Raw genomic sequence first — 18,711 nt, forward strand, 5'->3', positions numbered from 1 at the left:
TCTACAATGAACGGTAATGTCCGGTCAGGCGGACATACTGTGGAGGAAAAATACATGAATATCATAAAAGCGGTCAATCTTGTATTTGATTATATAAGACGCGATGAAGAGGGGCAGGTAGAGGAAGTAAAGCGCGCCCTGGATCATGTGAATCTGGAGATTGAGAAAGGCAGCTTTGTGGCGATCCTGGGACACAATGGTTCCGGCAAGTCCACATTTGCCAAGCAGATCAATGGCATTCTGAGCCCGACCGACGGTACGCTTTTTGTATCGGAGATGGATACGAGGGACGAGGCGCATCTGTGGGATATCCGCAAAAATGCGGGCATGGTCTTTCAGAACCCGGATAACCAGATCATAGGAAATATAGTGGAAGAGGACGTCGGATTCGGTCCGGAAAATATCGGAGTTCCGACCGAGGAGATCTGGAAGCGAGTGGATGAGAGCTTAAAGGCAGTCGGGATGACGATGTACCGCAAGCAGTCCCCGAACCATCTGTCCGGCGGACAGAAGCAGCGTGTGGCGATCGCGGGCGTCATGGCGATGAAACCAGAATGTATCGTGCTCGATGAGCCGACGGCGATGCTCGATCCGAACGGACGCAAGGAGGTTATCCGCACCGTCCATGAGTTAAACCGGGTGGAAGGAATCACGATGGTGCTGATCACCCATTATATGGAAGAGGTGGTCGATGCAGACCGCGTGATCGTCATGGATGACGGTCATATCGTGATGGACGGCACGCCGAAGGAGATTTTCTCCCGCGTGGAGGAACTAAAACAATACCGGATGGATGTGCCGCAGGTGACGGAGCTTGCGTGGGAGCTTAAGAAAAAGGGAATTCCGCTTCCAGATGGAATCCTTCGTAAATCGGAGCTTCTGGACGCACTGGTACCGCTTTTGAAAGAGGAATAGAGATGGCAATACAGGTAGAAGATTTGTGCTACACCTACGGCGAGGGCACGGCGTTAGAGCGCCAGGCATTAAAGCACGTGAGTTTTGAGATTCAGGACGGCGAATTTGTCGGTCTGATTGGTCACACTGGATCGGGAAAATCAACCCTGATCCAGCATTTAAACGGTCTGATCAAGCCGACCAGCGGCGACATTAAGTATCAGGGTGTCAGCATTTACAGCCAGGGTTATAAATTAAAGGATCTGCGGAGTAAAGTGGGGCTGGTGTTCCAGTATCCGGAGTACCAGCTCTTTGAGGCAGATATTTTTACAGACGTCTGTTTCGGACCGAAAAATCTGGGGCTTCCGCAGGAAGAGGTGGAAAAACGTGCCCGCCATGCCTTAAAGCTGGTCGGCATGGATGAAAAATTTTATAAGCAGTCCCCGTTTGAACTTTCCGGCGGACAGAAACGCCGCGTCGCGATCGCGGGTGTACTGGCGATGCGTCCGGAGATGATGATCCTCGACGAGCCGACGGCGGGACTCGATCCGCAGGGGCGCGATGAGATTTTAGGTCAGATCGAGCGCCTGAACCGGGAGCACGGGCTGACGATTTTGGTGGTTTCCCACAGCATGGAGGACATGGCGCGCTACGTGGACCGCATCATGGTCATGAACGACGGCGTGAAGATGTTTGACGATACGCCGAAGGAGGTATTCCGCCATTACAAGGAGTTAGAGGCGATCGGTCTTGCCGCGCCGCAGATCACTTATGTGGTGCAGGGACTTCGGGAGCGCGGGATTCCGATCGACGACACGATCACGACGGTAGAAGAGGCGCGGGAGGCGATTCTGGCGCTGTATAACAAGCGGAGGGAGAAACAATGATACGGGATATCACAATCGGACAGTATTATCCGGTCGAATCAGTGGTTCACCGGCTGGATCCGCGTACCAAGCTGTTTGGAACGCTGATCTACATATTTCATTATTTTTCGCGGACAACCTGCTCTGCTATGCAGTGGCAACCGTATTTCTGGCGATGGCGGTCCGCACCTCACGCGTACCATTTAAATTTATTGTGCGGGGACTTAGGGCGATCGTGTTCCTGTTACTTATCAGTATCAGCTTTAACCTGTTTTTGACGAGCGGACGGGTTATTTTCCAGATTGGATTTTTAAAAGTGACGCATGAGGGCTTGCGGCTGGCAGTTTTCATGGGTCTGCGCCTGATGTATCTGGTGATTGGTTCCTCTGTCATGACGCTGACGACGACCCCGAACCAGCTTACGGACGGCTTGGAGCGGAGTCTGGGATGCTTGAACCGTCTCCATGTGCCGGTGCATGAGATCTCGATGATGATGTCGATCGCGCTGCGCTTTATCCCGATTCTGATTGAGGAGACGGATAAGATCATGAAGGCACAGATGGCGAGAGGCGCTGATTTTGAATCTGGCAATCTCGTACAGCGGGCAAAGAGCATGATCCCGATTCTGGTACCACTTTTCGTATCGGCGTTCCGCCGCGCGACGGATCTGGCGATGGCGATGGAGGCGCGCTGCTACCGGGGCGGAAGTGGGCGCACGAAGATGAAGCCGCTGCATTATGAGAGGAGAGACCGGATTACCTACTTGATTCTTCTGGCTTATCTGGGAATTGTGATTGTACTGCGGATCGTTTTTTAGCGAAAAAGGGGTTACTGTCCGCGGGTAGGCACTTTTGGAACCGAAAGAGAGGTGCATAGGCTGTGCAAGCTGTGTGCCTCTTGATTTTTGTATTTTGGTTAGTTAGAGCTAACATAAGGTGGAATGGAGAACAACAGAAGGAGGACTTCAATGGAATAAAACAGCTTGAATATTTTATGGTTGCCTGTGAAAAAGGTAGTTTTAATCAGGCAGCAGAATGCCTATACACATCCCAACCGAATGTCAGCAAGGTGATCGGGATGCTGGAACAGGAGCTGGGGCGTGCGTTATTTGAGCGGACAAGCAGAGGGCTCAGGGTTACCCCATATGGAGAAACGGTCCGGGAGTATGCACACAATATTTTAAATCATGTGAGTCTTATTAACTCGCTGGCAGAAGATACGCAGGAACGGAAATTTACCGTTTCTACCTACCCGAGCAACATGATTGCGAGGCTTCTGACAGATTTTTATAAGAAATATGGCTGCGAGTGCCAGATTTCCCACCGGGAAGGCAGTGTGGAGGAGATTAGTGATCAGGTATCCCAGGGAATTTCGGAGTTGGGGATTGTGTATGTAGCACAGAAACAGGTTCCGGCATTCCGGCATATTTTGTCCCACAAAAAATTGTCTTTTCAGGAACTGGATGTCAAACCTGCCTGTGTTTATGTGGGACCAAATCATCCGCGTTATGAGGATGAGAGTATCGATTTTACCGAGCTTCCGCAGTTAAAATTCGTCAGCGGAATCCGGGATTTTTTCTCAATGGAGCATCATTTAAACCATGTGAGCCTGGGAGCGATCAGCACGGATATGCTGAATACGGTTGTACATACCAATAGCGATCATATGACAATGAATCTCCTGATGCAGAGCGATATCTGCAGCCTGGGAATTGATTTTTTATATGAGGATTATAAACAATATCCAATCCGTAATCTGAAGATCCGGAATAGTGAACCATTTCTGGTAATCGGATATATTTACCAGAATGAAGAAAAGCTGAGTGCGGAGGCAGCGTGTTTTTAGAACATTTCAAAAAAATGCTTTAATTGTTTAGATATAACAAATCGTTATAGCAATCCCCCTGTAAAACGATAGTGGTTAGTTGTGCGTAACTATGTTATCCTTTTATCTGCCGGTAAAAACGAATTGTTTTAACAAAGTAGATAAAAGAGATGCAGGCTTTCAAACCTGCGTCAGGCATAACAGGAGGACATATATGAAAAAAAGTAAAAGACTCATAGCGGCAGCTGGTGTTCTTTCCGTGGCTGTCTTGGCTGGATGTGGCGGAAACGCTTCAAACAGTACAGAAGGGACAAAATCAGAGCAGAGTGCATCGGCAGAGAGCACGAAGGATGAACTGGTATTTGTTAATTATCGGGATATCCGTGATCTGAATCCACATCTGTATGCAGGTGAAATGTATGCACAGGAAATGCTCTACGAGACCTTAGTCAATATTACAGAAAATGGGTATGAGGGCTGCCTGGCAGAGAGCTGGGATATCAGTGAAGATGGAAAGACCTACACGTTCCACATCCGTGATGGAGTGAAATTTTCGGACGGAGAGGTGTGTGACGCCAACGCGATCAAGGCAAACTTTGATGCAATCATTGAAAACAAAGATCGTCACACCTGGCTGGAAATGATGAATCTTCTGGTTGGGGTTTCGGCTCCGGATGATAAAACCTTTGTGATCGAACTGTCGGAGCCGTACTATCCTCTGCTGACAGAGTTGGGAGTTACCCGTCCGTTTGCAATGATTTCTCCGAAGGCGATGAAGGACGGAAGCACAAAGGATGGCGTAAACGAATACATTGGAACAGGTCCATATGTCCTGACCGATTTTGTGACAGATGAGTATGCAGTATTTGAAGCAAACGAAAACTATTGGGGGGAGCAGCCGTCCATCAAAAAGATTACGGTAAAAGTAATACCGGATAATCAGACGCGTATCATGGCACTGGAAAAAGGGGAAATTGATCTGATTTTCGGTAAAAATATGATTGATGCGGATGCAATTAACCAGTATACGGGAAATGACAATTTTACGGTTGCGTTATCGGATCCGACCTCGACCCGGCAGATTGTACTGAATACAACCCGTGATATTCTGGATGAGAAGGAAGTGCGTAAGGCACTTCAGCATGCGACAAACAAAGCAGCGATTTCAGAAGGTATTTTTTATGGTCTGGAACAGCCGGCGGATACACTGTTTGCATCTACCGTTCCTTACTGCGATATCAATCTGCCCCCATATGAGTATGATGTGGAAGAAGCAACGAAGATGCTGGAGGAAGCAGGCTGGACGTTGGCTGGAGACGGCGTACGTGAAAAAGACGGCCAGAAAATGGAACTGGAGCTGCTTTATAACAGCGATAGTGTGACGGAAAAAGCGATTGCGGAGTACCTCCAGAGCGAATACCAGAAGCTGGGTGTCTCCCTGAACATTCATGGAGAGGAAGAACAGTCTTACCGTGATAGTATGAAGGCTGGAAACTTTGACATGGTATTTAATATCTGCTGGGGAACTCCGTATGACCCGCAGTCCTCCCTGGCGGCGATGCGCGCTCCGGTTTATGGAGATTTTGCGGCACAGCAGGGACTGGAAGATAAGGCAGATATCGATGATGCGATTACAGAGATCCTGGTTTCCACGGATGAAGAGCGCCGTCAGGAGCTGTATACATTTGTGCTGACCCGTCTGCATGAGGATGCGGTCTATATTCCGCTTACTTATGAGTGCAATAAGGCAATCTACCGTTCGGATCTGCAGGGCTTCCATTTTACGCAGACTCAGTATGAGGTTCCGTTCGCTGATTTCTATTTTGGAGAGAAGAAATAAAGGAAAAATAAATGAAACAATATATCATAAAACGAATCCTGTCGGCAATTCCGCTTCTTATTATCATTTCGTTTGTGTGTTTTGTGTTTATTAACCTGATACCATCCGATCCGGCGGAGGTGGCACTGCGCATCCGCCAGGTACCGATTATTACAGAAGAAGCGGTGGCACAGGTAAGGGCGGAACTTGGATTGGACAAACCATATCTGATACGATATATTTCCTGGCTGGCTGACTGTCTGAGGGGAGATTTTGGAATCAGTTACGTCAATCCGAGCCGTACAGTTGCGGGCGAACTGATGCGCTGTCTTCCGGCGACTCTGCAGCTTGCGGGTGTATCGTTTGTGATGGTTCTGGTACTGAGCATTCCGATTGGAGTGCTCTGTGCCGTTTATAAGGATGGTGTGTTTGACCGCATCATGCGGGCGATTGTTTTTATGACAACGGCGATGCCTGCATACTGGGTAGGGCTTCTTCTGATCTGGCTGGTTTCGATCAAGCTGGATCTGCTTCCAACGAGCGGAAGCGGGAGCTTTAAACACCTGATTCTGCCATCGTTTACGGTATCATTGAGTTATATATCGACGTATATCCGCCTGATCCGCAATAATATGTTGGAAAACATGAAACAGGATTATGTTCTCTATGCCAATGTGAGAGGCATTCCAAACCGGCAGATTCTTCTTAAACACATTTTGAAAAATTCGATGCATACTTGTATTGTAGCGATCGGAATGAGCATACCGCAGCTGATTTCCGGAACGATCGTCGTTGAGAATGTATTTGCCTGGCCGGGGCTTGGGACACTCTGTATCAGCTCGATTTTTAACCGGGATTATCCGGTGATCCAGACGTATGTGCTATTGATCGGAGTACTATTTGTCGGATTTAATTTATTATTTGATATTCTTCAGACAATTTCAGATCCGCGTCTTAGAAAGGAGAGTCATTGATGGTAGGACGATTGATTCGAAACCGGGCGGCCGTTGGAACGATTGGTCTGGTGCTTATCGTGGCGCTCATAGGGATCTTTGCACCGTTTATCGCACCGAATGATCCGTATGCAACGGATATTTTAAATAAATTTGCCGGATTCAGCCAGCAGTATCCACTTGGTACCGATAATCTGGGACGGTGTATTTTGTCGAGAATGATTTATGGAATCCGTCCGACGCTGGGGCTGGCAGTCCTGACCATGCTTGGAACGATTGGTCTGGGAGCGTTGATGGGACTTTTGGCAGGTTATTTCCGCGGGATCGTGGAAGAGGTGATCATGCGCACAGTCGATGTAATGCTTTCATTTCCGAGCCAGATCATGGTGTTTGCAGTGGTAGCCCTGTTGGGAATCAGCGTGCAGAATGTAATCCTGGCCAATGTGTTTATTAAATGGGCCTGGTATGCGCGGATGATCCGGACAGGTGTTATGCAGTATCGTGACCGGAACTTTGTGCGCTTTTCACGATGTATAGGAACACCAGAATCTTTTATATTATTTCGCCATCTTGTACCGTCAATTGCGGCAGATCTGGCAGTTTTATCCTCTCTGGATGTCGGATGGGCGATTATCAATATTTCAACCCTCTCATTTCTGGGACTGGGTGTACAGGCACCGACACCGGAATGGGGAGCGATGCTGAGCGAGGCGAAGAATGTCCTCACCAGCAATCCGGTACAGATGCTGGTTCCGGGAATTGCGGTGGTAATTCTGGTAGCAGCGTTTAACCTGATGGGAGATGCCCTGCGGGATGTGCTGGATCCGAAGGAGGTGCAGAAATGAGCCTGAATCATGAGCGGGTGCAGCCGATTCTGCGGGTGGATGGACTGAATGTAGAACTGAAAATCAGAAATAAACAGAAAAAATTGGTCGAGAATGTAAGCTTTGAGGTAGAGCCGGGGCAGTGCCTGGGTATTCTGGGAGAATCCGGAAGCGGAAAAAGCATGACGGTAAAAGCAATTCTGGGACTTCTGGACCGCCAGTTCCGGATAGAAGGACAGGCATGGTTTGAGGGAAAGGATCTATGCCGGGCAGGACGGGATGAACTGCGGCGGCTGCGTGGGCAGAAGATAGGCATGGTTCTCCAGAATCCGATGACCTGCTTTGATCCACTTTACCGGATTGGAAGCCAGATGGCCGAGACCTTTGCAGCCCATACAGATTGGGATCGGGCAAAGATCCGGGAGATTTCCCTGGAAGTATTGGAAAAAATGAGAATTCATAATCCGGAGGAAGTGCTGGGGCAGTATCCACACCAGCTTTCCGGAGGAATGCTTCAGAGAATCATGATTGGGCTGGCACTGGCGATGAAGCCGGCACTTCTGGTGGCAGATGAACCGACAACGGCAATCGATGCCATCACCCAGGCTGAAATTTTGAAGGAATTTCAGCGGATCAAGGAAGAAAGTCATACGGCGATGATATTTATCTCCCATGATTTGGGGGCGGTTTCGAAGATTGCGGACGAGATCGTCGTGATGAATGGAGGAAAACTGGTCGAACAGGGCGATTTTGAACATATCTTAAGGCATGCAAAGGATCCGTATACACGGATGCTTGCAGAGACACGGCGCTCGGTCATGGAGCGCTACCGGCTTTGCCTGGATAATCAGGAGGAATTATGCTTGAATTAAAAGATATATGTGTCAGCTTCCGGAGTGAGCGTCAGGATAAATTGTTTGGAACCTCCAGGGACCAGGTGCTGTTTGACGTATCTTTGCAGGTGGAAAAGGGAAGCTGCCTGGGGATCTTAGGAGAAACCGGAAGCGGAAAATCGACGGTTGGACGTGTCCTTTGCGGACTTTTAAAACCGGATTCCGGGCAGGTGCTTCTGGATGGGGAGGAGATTTATCGAAACCGTCAGGGGAGAAAGAATCTGCAGAAGAAAATCAGTATTGTTTTTCAGGATTATACAACCTCGGCGAACCCGCGTTTCCGTATACGGGATATTCTGGCGGAGGGACAGCGGGCAGCAGCACGTAAAAAGGGAATCCGGAAGCTTTCAAGAGAGAAAATAAAAAAAGGTGCCGGAGAGCTGATGGAGATGGTGGGACTAAGTGCAGATTTTCTGGATCGATATCCCCATGAATTGTCCGGCGGTCAGCTCCAGCGAGTCTGCATTGCCCGGGCGGTAGCCTGCGAACCGGAGATAATTCTGTTCGATGAGGCGATTTCATCTTTGGATGCACATACGCAGGTGCAGGTTATGGAGCTGCTTATAGATTTAAAGGAGAAACTGAATCTGACGTATGTATTTATTACGCATGATTTGACGTCGGTTACCTATCTGTGCGATGAGGTGCTGTTTTTATACCGCGGACATATCACAGAATGCCGTCCGGTCCGGGAGCTGGGAAAGACAACGGATGAATATGCGCGCAGGCTGCTGCAGGCGATCGTTTAGATGGAATTGAGTAAAAGGAGCAGAAAAGTTCTCAGAACAGGAAATAGAACATGAAAATATATGAAACGAAGGTGGAGGCAGGCACGAAGCAGTGGCTGAAAATTCCGGTGGATGAGGAATGCAGCCTGAAAGCGGCGGCTTTCTGTGGTTCAAGACCGGGAAAACGGTTGATTGTTACAGCGGGGGTACATGGCTGTGAGTACATAGGAATTCTGGCAGTTTCCCGTCTGATTCAGGAACTGGATCCGAGGCAGATGAAGGGAGAGGTTGTATTTCTTCCGATTGCTAATGAAGGTGGATTTTATAAGGAAATCAAGCAGCTGGTACCGGAGGATGGTGTCAATTTAAATCGGGCATTTCCGGGAACGGAAATGGGAAGCCGGTCAGCGAAGATAGCAGCAGCTGTGGAAACGTATCTGTATCCAGATGCGGACTTCCTCGTGGATCTCCATAGTGGAGATATTCACGAGATGGTAGTTCCGTTTGCCTTTTTTCCGGTGGCAGCAGGCGAGACGGTAGAAAAAAAGGCGGCTGCAGCGGCAAGAGCGATGTCTTTGTCGTGGAGAGTGGCATCAACGGCGAAAAATGGTCTGTACAGCTGGGCAGCGCAGAAAGGAATCCCGGCTCTTCTACTAGAACGGGGCGGACTGGGGCGTTGGACAGAAAGGGAAGTGGATGCATATCGGATAAATCTGTATGAACTGTTGGTTCACCTGGATATTTTGCCAGAAAGTATTCTGGAATCAGTCAAAGGAATGAATTTAAAAGATTCAGAAAGCTCCCCGGAATCAGAGGTGCTTCCGTCCGGGAAAATAGAGCAAAAGGAGATTCGGACCATGCGCTATCTGGAGGCACCGGGAAATGGATTCTGGTATCCGGCTATCCGGGAAGGAAGCTGCCTGAAAAAAGGAGATTTACTGGGAGAAATCCGGCGGCTTGACGGCAGCCTGATGTATCGTTATGAATCAGAGCTTGACGGTATGGTCTTTTACTATACCTTGTCACTGGGGGTAAGTGAGGGAGAACCGCTGGTAGCATATGGCGAATGCTAAGAAAAAAGCATCTTTGGATGAAAGGATCCAAAGGTGCTTTTTGCATAGGAAAAGACGGTCAATGAAAAAATATCTGTCAAAGAAAGGGGATTATATGGTATGATAAATAGCAGAAAATAGATTTTTGAGGATAAATAACAGAAATAGAGGAATATATATGAGACGAATTAAGCTAGTGGTTTCCTATGACGGAACTGCCTACTGCGGGTGGCAGCTCCAACCCAACGGAGTGACCATTGAGGAGGTGCTGAATCAGGCACTTTCTTCTCTTTTAAAAGAGGATATCCAGGTCATCGGGGCCAGCCGGACGGATTCCGGAGTCCACGCCATGGGAAATGTGGCAGTTTTTGATACAGAAAGCCGGATTCCAGGGGATAAGATCTGTTTTGCATTGAACCAGCGTCTGCCGGACGATGTGCGGATCCAGGCATCGGAGGAGGTGCCCCTTACCTTCCATCCACGCAAGGCAAACTGCGTGAAAACCTATGAATACAAGATTTTAAACCGCAAGATCGATATGCCGCTGCAGCGCTTATACAGCTATTTCTGCTATTTCAATCTGGATTTAGAGAAAATGCAGAAAGCGGCATCCTATCTCATCGGCGAGCACGATTTTAAGAGCTTTTGTACGGTGCGGACCCAGGCGGAGGAGACGGTGCGGACCATCTACAGCTTAGATATCACCAAGGTAAATGACCTTATTACCATCCGGATCAGCGGCAGCGGCTTTCTCTACAACATGGTCCGCATCATCGCCGGGACGCTGGTTAAGATCGGCATGGGCGTTTACCCGCCGGAGAAGATGGAGGAGATTCTGGAGGAGAAAAACCGAGCGGCAGCAGGTCCTACGATCCCAGCACGCGGGCTGACGCTCGTAAGCCTGGAGTATGAAAAAGAGCTGGCACCGTACCTGGAGGGCGAAAATAAGCACTGGCACTATGTGCTCGATCAGAGAAATGTCCCGGAGAAAGGGCTTGCATACCTCACGATCGAGCGCTGTGAGCCGGAAGAGCTTGACGGCGTGCTGCGCCGCGTGATCCATCAGGCATACCGAAACGGCGCGAAACGGGTGTTTGTGCGGGATACGTTTGGAGAAGAGGGGAGCATCTGCGGATATTACCGGCTGAGACGGCAGCCGGAGACGGAAGAAGGCTGGCTGGAAGCCGTCTACGAGGGTGAACATCGGTGAGCATGAGTAGAACATTTGATTATCTGGTCTGTTTCAGCGTCTATTCGCTGATTATCCTGATTATAGGAAAATCATCGTTCGGTGAGAGCGATTCGATAGGGAAATTTTTTATCGGAGAACGGAAATGCGGGTTCTGGCGGCTGTTTTCCACCTTCGTCGGGACCTGGGTGTCCGCTGCGACCATTCTGGGATACACGGGCAATGTTTTTGAAAATGGACCTCCGTGATCGCTGTGACGGTTATCCCGTGGTTCATCGGCGCGGGGCTGCTGTATCTCATCAGCGGCCGTATCTATGACTGCGACATGCTCACGATCCCGCAGTTTATCGGGGAGCGCTACCATTCCCGCTTTCTGCGTACCTGCTGTGCGCTGCTGCTCTCGGGCGGTTACGTTTTTTATCTGGTGATCCAGATCAAGGGATTTGGAATTGCGGCGGCGACGCTTTTAAATATCGATTATAAAGTTGCAATTTTTTTGGTTTATCTGTTTATTCTGTATTCTACCTTTGGAGGATTCAATTCGGTTACCAAGACGGATGGCGGAAACCTTATCATGCTCACGATCAGTATAGTGGTTGTCTATTTTGTCGTGGTCGGAGGAATAGAGGGAAGCGGATTTCTGACAAACGCGGAGGTGTTCAGCCGAAATGCGGCGGGCAGCGGGACGGACAGTTTTGGAAATCTGATGAAAGATTACAGCCTTACCATGTACCTCACGATGTTTTTTGGCTGGGGTATGGGGCTGGCAGCGAACCCACAGTATCTGATCCGGATTGTGGCGGCAAAGAGCCGTGAGACGGCGCGGAAAGTCCTGATCTGTTCGCTGGTGTTCTTGACATTTTTTTATTTCTGCCTGACCCAGATCGGTCTGGGGCTTCGGATCCTGTTTCCTTATCTGTCCTATTACTTCGGATCAGACGATATTTTTGTCTACGCAATTAATTATTTGCTCCGATCACGGTTCAGCGGATTTTTCTTAATCAGCGTGATCGGCGCGTGCATGTCGACGGCGAACTCGCAGCTGCTTCTGATTGGCTCGATGATGTCCTACGATGTGGCGGCGCAGTATGGAAAATGGAAGAAAACAGAGGACCGTATCCTGGGGCTGACGCAGCTCTTTATCTTTCTCGGCGGAACGCTGGCGCTTCTGCTCTCCTTAAATCCACCGTCCAACAGCCTGTTTTTCGGCGCGGATATCTGGGGATTGTTTTCAGCAATTCTGACGCCACTTCTCTACGGTACGCTTTATTATAAGCGGGCAACGAGGACGGGCGCATGGGCGGCATTTGTGACAGGGGTAACCGGGACGGTGCTGCTTCAGCCACGCGAGCTGCCGGTTTACTGGGGGTTTCCGGTGACGCTGTGTTCGACCCTGGTTTTTGTCCTTGTCCCGGTGCTGGAGAGTATATGGAAAAAACGTGCTTGCTAAAGGCGGGCATTTGGAAACATGAAGCTGTCAGACAACAGCGAGAAGGAGGCGAAAACGAGCGATGAATAAATGGCTGAAACGTCTTTCAAATTGGTTTTTCCAGATTGAAAATGAGGTCATGATTCCCTTTGTTCTGGTGGGAATCCTTGTCATCGGAAGTTTCAGCGTGATTTCCTATTATAATGGCTACACGATGCAGAAAAACAGTGAGATGGAGCTGGCGGATACGCTGTTTGAGGATGTAAACCGCGATCTGCACTTTCTGGAAAAGCGTCTGCCGGAGGAGGAGATCGCGGAAAAATACCGGAATTTTGAGCGCGGGCGGATCCGGATTCTGGATCGTGACGGTGAGGAGATCACGGCTGGAACCCGTTGGGAAAACACATCGGTACTGGCAGTCAGCAAGGGGGACAATCCATTTGGCTGGCGGCTGGAGTACCGGATGAATGAGAGAATATTCGGGGAACGCATCTTAGAGCAGCAGAGCTATCTGGTAGTCGGCGCCATCGCGTCGCTGATTCTCATCTGCCAGGCAAGCATTTTCATTTCCCATAGTATCACGCGCCCCATCCGCAGGATGAGCCATACCTGTAAGGAAATTGAGGAAAACAAGGGCAGTTATCAGAAATACCGGTTTGAGGCGGTCAGCCGCCACGACGAGATCGGACAGCTGGCGGTTACCTTTGAGGGGCTGCTCAAAAACATGGATAATTACACGAAAATGGAATATACCAGCCGGATGGCAGCGACGCTGGCGCATGAGATCAAGAACCCGATCGCGGGCATCCGCTCCGGCATTCAGCTTTTAAAGGGCAGGACGGTCAAGGACGGCGATAAAATGCTCTGTGACAGCATGATCCATGAGATCGACCGTGTCACGGCGCTGATCATGAACCTTCTGACTTTGTCAATCCGGCGTGAATCACCGAAAACGGAGATTTCTGTGACCGGTGTTTTAAAGGAGATCGGAATGATCTATGCGAAAGGACCGGACAGCCGCCGCGCATCGCTTTTTGTGGAGGCAGAAGAGGGACTGAGGGCGTGTCTCAATGAAAATGAGTTTCGCCAGATCATTCACAACCTGATCAGCAACAGCCTGAGGGCGCTGGTACCGGACCGCGAGGGACAGATTAAGCTTATGGCAGCCGCGCAGGAGAAAGAAGTGATTGTGACGGTGCAGGACAACGGAAAAGGCATGACGGAGGAAGAAGTCTCCAAGGCGCTGGAACCATTTTATACAAAGAGCATCAACGGAACCGGGCTTGGGCTCTCAATCGTGAGCCGCCTGGTGGAGTCAAATGGAGGAACGATGGAGATCGTGAGCAAGCCGGGGGTAGGGACAGACGTGGTTTTAAAATTTCCGGGGAAAATGGTATAGTGTGACCATTTAATGAGGTATTTCACGAATTTAGTATTTAGAGTATAATGTTATGAAACAGGGAGGAGGATGCACATGGATCGAATTTTGATTGTGGACGATGAATTTCTGATTCGCTATACACTGGAGGAAGGACTGAAAGACAGGGGATATGACGCCTATTCAGCCGCAACCGTCGAGGAAGGGCTGGAGTTTGTCAGGAAATATCATCCGGGTGTGCTCCTTCTCGACAATCTCCTCGAAAACAGTGTCGGGATGGATGAGATTGTCAATTTCAAAAATGCAGATGAGGAACTGCAGGTCATCATGATGACGGCGTACGGTTCCGTCTCCCAGGCGGTTGAGGCGACGAAGCGCGGTGCATATGATTATATTTTAAAGCCGTTTGATGTGGATGAGATCGATATGCTGATCAAGCGGTGTCTGGAGCAGAAGCGCAACCGGGATTCACTCGTCTTCCTGAAAGGCGATGTGCCGCAGTTTTTAGGTGTCAGTGAGGCAGCTGCCCGGATCCGGCACCTTATTCAGGTGCTTGGGGAAAATTTGTCGGTCAATGTACTCCTGCGCGGGGAGACGGGAACGGGCAAGGAAGTTGTGGCGCGGCAGATTCATGCGAACAGCGCCCGCAAGGATAACCTGATGGTACGCATTAACTGCGGTGCGATTCCGGAAAATCTGATGGAGAGCGAGCTCTTTGGCTACGAGCGCGGCGCGTTTGCGGGGGCGCTCAAGACGAAAAAGGGCTTGATTGAGCTGGCGGACGGCGGTACGGTCTTTTTGGACGAGATCGGCGAATTGCCGATGGCGATGCAGACGAAACTTCTGACCTTCCTGGATGACCGGAAATTTAAGCGGATCGGCGCGCTGGAGGACACGGCGGTCGATGTTCGGATCATTGCGGCGACGAACAGAAATCTCGAGGAGGCGATCAAGGCGGGGCAATTCCGGGAGGATCTGTTCTACCGGCTGAATGTCATGCAGATCGAGATTCCGCCGCTTCGTGACCGGCGCGAGGATATCCCGGTGCTCTGTGACTATTACCTTGACTATTATAATAAAGCCTTTGCCCGCAATATCGAAAAAGTGGATCCGGATTTCATGCGGGAGCTGCTCTTGTACGACTGGAAAGGCAATGTCAGGGAGCTTAAAAATATTTTTGAGCGTTGTTTTCTCTTCAGCCAGGGAAATATCCTGGAAAAACACGTGGAGTTGGCGCCGGTCGAGCGGGAGGCAAGGCCGGAGAGCGGGGACTGCATCTATCTGAAAGATTTGAAAAAAGGACCGATCGACCTCGAGCAGGAGGTCGCGGCGCTGGAGAAACGATATATGTCGGAGGCGTTGAAACTTTCCGGCAATAACCTGACGCGGGCGGCGGCACTGCTCGGCGTCACCCGGTTCTCAATGAAACGGAAGATGGAGCGGGAAGACGGGGAGAAGTAGAAAAAGCAGAAAAACTGTATCAGGAGGAAGGACGAAAATGGTTGTCTGGTAAACCGGGTGCAGGAATGAATGGTAAAAGAGTGCAAAAAATCACATCGTGCAAAAACGCACGCCTAAAACGTGCGTTTTTGCACGATTTTTGTATATAAATTAAATTATTTTAAAAAATATTAAAATTATGATTGAAAAATACATAAAAGTCAGATAAAATATCATTAGAAGCAAAAAAACAAGGGGAACATACAAAAAACATCTCATCTTAAAAATAGTTTCCGATGGTTGTTGAAAACAGACAGAAGAAACGCTAAGCCGCAAAAATGAGATGTGTGAGCTAAGAAAGGGAGGAATGAACCATGTTTTATGTCGATTTAAACAGTGATTTAGGTGAGAGCTTCGGTAACTATACGATTGGTATGGATGAAGAAATTCTTCAGTACGTGTCTTCCGCCAACGTAGCCTGTGGATGGCATGCAGGTGATCCGATGGTTATGGATAAGACCATCGCATTGGCAAAGAAATACGGAACCGCAGTAGGAGCACATCCGGGATTTCCGGATCTGATGGGCTTCGGTCGAAGAAACATGGTGGTAACTCCGGAAGAAGCGAAAGCATATCTGAAATACCAGCTCGGCGCATTGAGCGCATTTACTAAGAGCCAAGGCGTAAAAATCCAGCACGTAAAACCGCACGGTGCATTCTACAACATGGCAGCTGTTGATGAGAAGCTGGCGAGAGCGATGTGTGAAGCAGTCTATGAAGTAGATAAAGATATCATCTTCATGGGTCTGGCAGGATCCCAGATGATCAAGGCGGCTGAGGAGGTTGGTTTACAGGCAGCGAGCGAGGTGTTCGCAGACCGTGCATACAACGATGACGGAACCCTGGTTTCCAGAAAACTTCCGGGAGCAGTCATCAAAGATAAAGACCTGGCAATCAAACGTGTCGTAAGAATGGTAAAAGAAGGAAAAGTTGAGAGCATCAACGGAAACGACATTTCCATCAAGGCAGATTCCATCTGTGTACACGGAGACAACCCAAAAGCGCTGGAGTTCGTAAAGAACATTCGTGAGACCCTGGTAGCCGAGGGAGTGGAGATTAAAAATCTGTTCCGCTAATACATATGTAAGGAGAAGAGAAATATGGGAGAAAAGAAAAAAAGTAATGCGAACACGACAGCCCTGATTGGCGCCGCGTTCCTGATGGCAACGTCCGCGATCGGACCTGGTTTCCTGACGCAGACCGCAACCTTTACCGGTCAGTACGGCTCTATTTTCGCACTGGCAATCATCTGTACCATTCTTCTGGATGTTACAACCCAGTTAAATATCTGGTCCATCATCGGTGTGTCCGGTATGCGTGGACAAGATATCGCAAATAAAGTTGTTCCGGGACTCGGATATTTCATCGCGTTCCTTGTGTCTCTCGGCGGTCTGGTATTCAATATCGGTAACGTCGGCGGCGCCGCAACCGGTTTTAACATCGTATTCGGTTTTCCGCTGAAAGTCGGAACCGTTGTAGCCGGTGTCATCGGTATTCTGATCTTCTTATCCAAGGATGCGAAAAACTTCATGGATAAGCTGACCAAATACTTAGGAAGCATCATGATTGTTACCGTACTTTATGTAGCATTCCGTTCCAAACCTCCGGTTGTTGAGGCAATCGGCAGTGTTGGACATCTGAACGAATTCCCGAACCTAGTATTCCCGATTATTACCTTGCTTGGCGGAAGCTGCGGCGGTTACATCACATTCTCCGGTGCACATCGTCTTCTGGATGCAGGTTTCTCCGGAACCAAGGATCTTCCGCATGTTCGCCGCTCCGTATTAATGGGCATCAGCGTATCGGGAGTTATGAGAATTTTACTGTTCCTCGCAGTTTTAGGCGTTGTTACAGCAACTCCGGAAGTAGTTGGAAGCGAAGCATGGGTAGCAAGCCCGCCAGCAGCAGCTTTTAAGGCAGGCGCAGGCATCATCGGTTACAAGATCTTCGGTCTGGTTATCCTGTTTGCAGCTATCACCTCCATCATCGGTGCAGCGTATACATCCGTATCCTTCTTAAAGACCCTGCATCCGTTCATCATGGAGAATGAGAAATGGTTCGTTATCGGCTTCATCGCTGTATCGACCGTTATCATGACATTACTTGGACAGCCGGCAACTCTTCTGGTTCTGGCAGGTTCCGTAAACGGACTGATTCTTCCGATTACACTGCTTGTCATTCTTCTGGCAAGCCGCAGGAAAGATATCGTCGGTGAAAATTACAAACATCCGACCGTACTCATCGTACTTGGTGTATGCGTTGTTCTTCTGACCGGTTACTCAGGAATCAAGGCTCTGCCGAAGATTCTTACCATCTTTGGTTAATGAATGAAAAAATGCAAAAAATGTGGTAAAATAATAAAAAACGATTAAACGGACAGGCGCCCGGCGGACTGGCTGGATGAGCACGCAGATGGCTGGCTTATGGCAGCAGGTCTGCCGGGCGTTTCCCTGTAACTGGCTTGTTGAGTCGGAAGCAGTTTTTAGGTTTTTCGAAGAAAAGCAGAACAGGCAGGCGGGGGCTTCGTTTATCTGACAGGAGGTATATATGAGCGAGGTAAGATACCTTGTAGCGGGCGACAGCGCTGTGTGCGTTGAGTTTGGCAATGAAATCAGCCCGGAGATCAACAAGAAAATCCGCGCATTCAAGATTGCGGTTGAAAAAAGCGATATACCGGGAATTGTGGAGACGGTTCCGACATACCGCTCCTTATTAGTACATTATCATCCGGAAGTGATCGGATTCAAGGCACTCACAGAAAAATTTGATAAATTGATGGGTTCCTTATCCAGCATTCCGATCCCGCCGCCAACCGTTATCGAAATTCCGGTTCTCTACGGCGGAGAGATGGGTCCGGATATTGAAAATGTTGCGGAGCACAATCACAAGACCGTGGTAGAGGTCATCAAGATTCATACATCTGAAGAATATCTATCTACATGATTGGATTCATCGCTGGATTCCCATATCTGGGCGGCATGAGCAAAGAGATCGCAACCCCGCGTCTGAAGAGCCCGAGAGTGAAGATTGAGGGCGGCTCCGTCGGTATTGCCGGTGAGCAGACCGGTATCTACCCGGTAGCATCTCCGGGAGGCTGGCAGTTAATTGGACGGACTCCGTTAAAACTCTATGATGCAGACCGCGAGAAACCAGTGCTTCTGGAAGCGGGACAGTATATCAAGTTTGCTGCAGTAACCGAGGAAGAGTATAAAAAGATCGAAAAAGAAGTCGAAGATGGAACCTACAAATACGTTGTGTACGATAAGGAGGTATAAAGATGGGCATTAAGTTTGCAAGCGGCGGATTCCTCACAACCGTACAGGACATGGGACGCACCGGCTATCAGGAGTCCGGTATGTCTG

At 49.2% G+C, this 18,711-nt stretch carries 17 protein-coding genes and 2 pseudogenes; all 19 read left to right on the top strand.

Going from position 1 to position 18,711, the window contains the following annotated elements; translation table 11 throughout:
- The first annotated feature begins 54 nt into the window (after window positions 1-54).
- Window positions 55-915: an energy-coupling factor transporter ATPase gene (locus tag DWX91_RS05240; RefSeq protein WP_107001012.1), complete on the top strand. Its 861-nt coding sequence runs from the start codon at window positions 55-57 to the stop codon at window positions 913-915.
- 2 nt (window positions 916-917) lie between these two features.
- Window positions 918-1,781, top strand: a complete 864-nt coding sequence (locus DWX91_RS05245; protein WP_107000782.1) for an energy-coupling factor transporter ATPase — start codon at window positions 918-920, stop codon at window positions 1,779-1,781.
- Window positions 1,778-2,577, top strand: a pseudogene (locus DWX91_RS05250) (energy-coupling factor transporter transmembrane component T). The gene DWX91_RS05245 and the pseudogene DWX91_RS05250 overlap by 4 nt, the downstream one beginning before the upstream one ends.
- Window positions 2,578-2,657: 80 nt before the next feature.
- Window positions 2,658-3,605 (top strand): LysR family transcriptional regulator, encoded by a 948-nt coding sequence (locus DWX91_RS05255; RefSeq protein ID WP_243098975.1) that lies wholly within the window; start codon window positions 2,658-2,660, stop codon window positions 3,603-3,605.
- 193 nt (window positions 3,606-3,798) lie between these two features.
- Window positions 3,799-5,424, top strand: a complete 1,626-nt coding sequence (gene nikA / locus DWX91_RS05260) for a nickel ABC transporter substrate-binding protein (RefSeq protein ID WP_118471524.1) — start codon at window positions 3,799-3,801, stop codon at window positions 5,422-5,424.
- A gap of 11 nt (window positions 5,425-5,435) precedes the next feature.
- Window positions 5,436-6,377, top strand: a complete 942-nt coding sequence (opp1B, locus tag DWX91_RS05265) for a nickel/cobalt ABC transporter permease (RefSeq protein WP_117796486.1) — start codon at window positions 5,436-5,438, stop codon at window positions 6,375-6,377.
- Window positions 6,377-7,201 carry a nickel/cobalt ABC transporter permease gene (gene opp1C / locus DWX91_RS05270; RefSeq protein WP_107000778.1) on the top strand — a complete coding sequence of 275 codons (825 nt, stop codon included), beginning with the start codon at window positions 6,377-6,379 and terminating at the stop codon, window positions 7,199-7,201. The genes opp1B and opp1C overlap by 1 nt, the downstream gene beginning before the upstream one ends.
- Window positions 7,198-8,052 carry an ABC transporter ATP-binding protein gene (locus DWX91_RS05275; RefSeq protein ID WP_107000777.1) on the top strand — a complete coding sequence of 285 codons (855 nt, stop codon included), beginning with the start codon at window positions 7,198-7,200 and terminating at the stop codon, window positions 8,050-8,052. Before opp1C ends, DWX91_RS05275 begins: the two co-directional genes overlap by 4 nt.
- Window positions 8,040-8,822 (top strand): ABC transporter ATP-binding protein, encoded by a 783-nt coding sequence (locus DWX91_RS05280; protein ID WP_107000776.1) that lies wholly within the window; start codon window positions 8,040-8,042, stop codon window positions 8,820-8,822. Before DWX91_RS05275 ends, DWX91_RS05280 begins: the two co-directional genes overlap by 13 nt.
- Window positions 8,823-8,872: 50 nt before the next feature.
- Window positions 8,873-9,874, top strand: coding sequence for a succinylglutamate desuccinylase/aspartoacylase family protein (locus DWX91_RS05285; protein ID WP_118471518.1), 1,002 nt, complete (start codon window positions 8,873-8,875; stop codon window positions 9,872-9,874).
- A gap of 157 nt (window positions 9,875-10,031) precedes the next feature.
- Window positions 10,032-11,063 carry a tRNA pseudouridine(38-40) synthase TruA gene (truA, locus tag DWX91_RS05290; RefSeq protein ID WP_107000774.1) on the top strand — a complete coding sequence of 344 codons (1,032 nt, stop codon included), beginning with the start codon at window positions 10,032-10,034 and terminating at the stop codon, window positions 11,061-11,063.
- A 2-nt stretch (window positions 11,064-11,065) separates the two neighbouring features.
- Window positions 11,066-11,290 (top strand): hypothetical protein, encoded by a 225-nt coding sequence (locus tag DWX91_RS17190; RefSeq protein WP_243098976.1) that lies wholly within the window; start codon window positions 11,066-11,068, stop codon window positions 11,288-11,290.
- The gene (locus DWX91_RS05295; protein WP_243098977.1) at window positions 11,287-12,492 is read left to right on the top strand and encodes a sodium:solute symporter family protein; all 1,206 of its coding nucleotides are present in this window, start codon (window positions 11,287-11,289) and stop codon (window positions 12,490-12,492) included. The genes DWX91_RS17190 and DWX91_RS05295 overlap by 4 nt, the downstream gene beginning before the upstream one ends.
- A 61-nt stretch (window positions 12,493-12,553) precedes the next feature.
- Window positions 12,554-13,870 carry a sensor histidine kinase gene (locus DWX91_RS05300; RefSeq protein WP_107000772.1) on the top strand — a complete coding sequence of 439 codons (1,317 nt, stop codon included), beginning with the start codon at window positions 12,554-12,556 and terminating at the stop codon, window positions 13,868-13,870.
- A gap of 75 nt (window positions 13,871-13,945) precedes the next feature.
- Complete coding sequence (locus DWX91_RS05305; RefSeq protein ID WP_107000771.1) at window positions 13,946-15,310, top strand: sigma-54-dependent transcriptional regulator; 1,365 nt, start codon at window positions 13,946-13,948, stop codon at window positions 15,308-15,310.
- 353 nt (window positions 15,311-15,663) lie between these two features.
- Window positions 15,664-16,425, top strand: a complete 762-nt coding sequence (locus DWX91_RS05310; protein WP_022358636.1) for a LamB/YcsF family protein — start codon at window positions 15,664-15,666, stop codon at window positions 16,423-16,425.
- 24 nt (window positions 16,426-16,449) lie between these two features.
- Window positions 16,450-17,673: an NRAMP family divalent metal transporter gene (locus DWX91_RS05315; protein WP_117796818.1), complete on the top strand. Its 1,224-nt coding sequence runs from the start codon at window positions 16,450-16,452 to the stop codon at window positions 17,671-17,673.
- A 76-nt stretch (window positions 17,674-17,749) separates the two neighbouring features.
- On the top strand, window positions 17,750-17,884 hold the full coding sequence (locus DWX91_RS17870) for a hypothetical protein (RefSeq protein WP_412693833.1): 135 nt from the start codon (window positions 17,750-17,752) through the stop codon (window positions 17,882-17,884).
- A gap of 12 nt (window positions 17,885-17,896) precedes the next feature.
- Window positions 17,897-18,624: pseudogene (pxpB, locus tag DWX91_RS05320) on the top strand (5-oxoprolinase subunit PxpB).
- The last annotated feature ends 87 nt before the right edge of the window (window positions 18,625-18,711 follow it).

The organism is Clostridium sp. AF22-10, assembly GCF_003478725.1.
GTDB lineage: Bacteria > Bacillota > Clostridia > Lachnospirales > Lachnospiraceae > Otoolea > Otoolea fessa.